3 protein-coding genes are annotated in these 2,498 nt (G+C 71.7%); all 3 read left to right on the forward strand.

Going from position 1 to position 2,498, the window contains the following annotated elements:
* Positions 1-66: 66 nt before the first annotated feature.
* Positions 67-969 (forward strand): LysR family transcriptional regulator, encoded by a 903-nt coding sequence (locus ACQKIP_RS45120; protein ID WP_427745657.1) that lies wholly within the window; start codon positions 67-69, stop codon positions 967-969.
* 44 nt (positions 970-1,013) lie between these two features.
* A complete protein-coding gene (locus ACQKIP_RS45125; RefSeq protein ID WP_365864657.1) occupies positions 1,014-1,916 on the forward strand; it encodes a serine hydrolase in 903 nt (300 codons plus the stop codon).
* Positions 1,917-2,082: 166 nt separating this feature from the next.
* Positions 2,083-2,498 (forward strand): SAM-dependent methyltransferase (locus tag ACQKIP_RS45130; RefSeq protein ID WP_427745658.1); only part of this gene is annotated, 416 nt, incomplete at its 3' end.

Genomic DNA, 2,498 nt, shown 5'->3' on the forward strand with positions numbered 1-2,498 from the left:
GGGGTGCGTATGCGGTCCAATACGCTCATGCGCGATTCCATGCTGATCTGGCATAGGGTTGACGGCGTGGATCTGGTGGGAGCGTGTCGCGCGTTCGTCAGCGTCAGCCAGTACGGCAGTTTCACCGACGGAGCGGCCGCGGCCCGGATGTCCCAGTCGGTGGCGAGCCGTCGCGTTGCCGCGCTCGAAGAACGCTTCGGTGAGCCGCTGTTCGAGCGCACGTCCAGGCGTGCCGTACTCACGCCCTTCGGGCGGGACATGCTGCCGACGGCCCGGCAGCTCGTACAGGCGGCCGATGTGCTCCTCGACGAGGCCGAAGCCGTCAAGCGCAAGCCGTGGCGGCTCGCGGTGCCCGGCATCTGCTCCACGGTGGGCCTCGCCCGGCTCGTCGCCGATGCCCGCGGGCACGGCATCACGCTCGACCTGCGAATGGCGGCGCCGACCCAGCGCAGGGAGCTCCTGCGCGCGCAGCAGGTGCGCGCCGCGTTGCTCGCGGTGCCCGCGGACGAGGCGGTGTGGTCCGTGCCGCTCGGCCTCGCCGGAGCGAGGGATCCCGGGGTGCGGCGCGTCTACCTGGAGACACTGCGGGTGGGGCGTGCCACGCCCGGCCCTGCCCGCCGCGTGTGGATCCAGCCGGAGGACGATGTGCCGCACATCCGCGACCCGCTGACGCGGCTGCGCGACGCGGTGGGCCTGCGTCCCGCGCAGCTCGTCGCCGCCGCCGACCTGACGAGCGCCGCTGCCGAGGTCCTCTGCTCGGGCGACCTGCTGCTGTGCTCGCTCGCGCAGGCCGAGGAACTCGCCCTGACCTGGCGGCCCATCGGCGAGATCGCTCTTGGCCGGGGATTCGCCCTGGCCGCCGCGGCGGACGGCAATCCGCAGCCCGTCGAAGCGCGCCTGGGCGAGGCCATCGCCCGCTGCCTGGGCGCGGTCGCCCCGGCCGTGACCACGGGAGGAACGGCAGCATGAACGGCGCCACGGAAGGCGGCACGCACCTCGGTATGTACGGCGGCCTGAACACCGAGTCCCTGCTGCGCGACATTCGCGGCCAGTTGAGCGACGGCGGCCTGCACGGCTGCCTGCTCGTGCGGGACCTGCACACGGGCGAAGAGCTGGGGATCGAGGCGGACACCCACCTGCCCTCGGCCTCCCTGGTCAAGGTCCCGCTCGCGCTCGCGACGCTCGAGCGCATCCGCCGGGGCGAGCTCGACGGAGCGACGATGCTAGACGTGCAGCCCGGACGGATCACCACGCCAGGACCCACCGGGCTCAGCCGATTCCGCCATCCCGCCCGCGTCGCGATCGACGACCTGCTCTACCTGAGCGTCTGCCTGAGCGACGGCATGGCCGCCGACGCGCTGTTCGAGCTCACCCCGCCCAGCCAGGTCTCCGGCATCCTCTACGAGCTCGGCATCCGAGGCATCGCCGTCCGGAACAACACGGGCAAACTGTCCGATACACCCGCGGAACGCTTCGACGCCGACGAGGTCCATCTCGCCCATGCCCTGGCCATCGACGCCGGCACCAGCGGCCGCGGACACCGGGTGCCCCAGCTCGACACCACCCGCGCCAACACGGGCAGCGCCCGCACCTACGTCGACCTGCTGCAAGCGCTGTGGACCCCGTCGAAGATCCACCCGGATGTGGCCGAGCGGCTGCGCGACCTCATGGCCCACAACGTACTGCGCCACCGGCTGACCCCGGACTTCAGTTCCGACGCCAGCACCTGGTCGTCCAAGACCGGCACGCTGCTCAACCTCCGCCACGAGATCGGTGTCGTCGAGCACTCCGACGGGCAGACCTTCGCGATCGCCGTACTGACCGAGTCCCTCGTGCCCGCCAGCGCGCAGCCCGGTGCCGACGCCCTGATGGCGCAGGCCGCCCGCAGCCTGCGCGACCACCTCCGCCAGCTGTAGCCACACCCCCGGCCACGACCGCGACGAACTCTCCCACCAGCCACAACAGTTGACCCGTCGCCCTGTAGGGTCGGAAGATCCTTGCGGGCCGGGGCGGGACGCACATCACCTCGGCCCCCCCGCCCGCCGCGCACCGAACACGCTCAGACACGTAGGGGAGCCACCGATGACCGCAGAAGACGCCAACTCCCTCATCGACACCAGCAAGCCCCACCCGGCGCGTGTCTACGACTGGCTTCTGGGCGGCAAGGACAACTACCTCGTCGATCAGCAAATGGGCGAGAAGCTGCCGCCCGAGGCCCGCGCGAACGCGGCCCGGAACCGGGCGTTCATGCACCGCGCCGCCGCCTGGCTGGCTGACAACGGTGTCAGGCAGTTCCTCGACATCGGCACCGGCATCCCCACCGCGCCGAACCTCCACCAGATCGTCCAGACGATCGCCCCCGACTCCCGGGTCGTGTACGCCGACAACGACCCCATCGTGCTGCGGCACGCCGAGGCCCTGCTGGTCAGCACTCCGCAAGGCGCCACGGACTACGTGCAGGCCGATGTGCGCCGGCCCGCGGCGATCCTCGACCACGC

The sequence above is a fragment of the Streptomyces sp. NPDC059900 genome (assembly GCF_050270335.1).
In the GTDB taxonomy this organism is placed as follows: domain Bacteria; phylum Actinomycetota; class Actinomycetes; order Streptomycetales; family Streptomycetaceae; genus Streptomyces.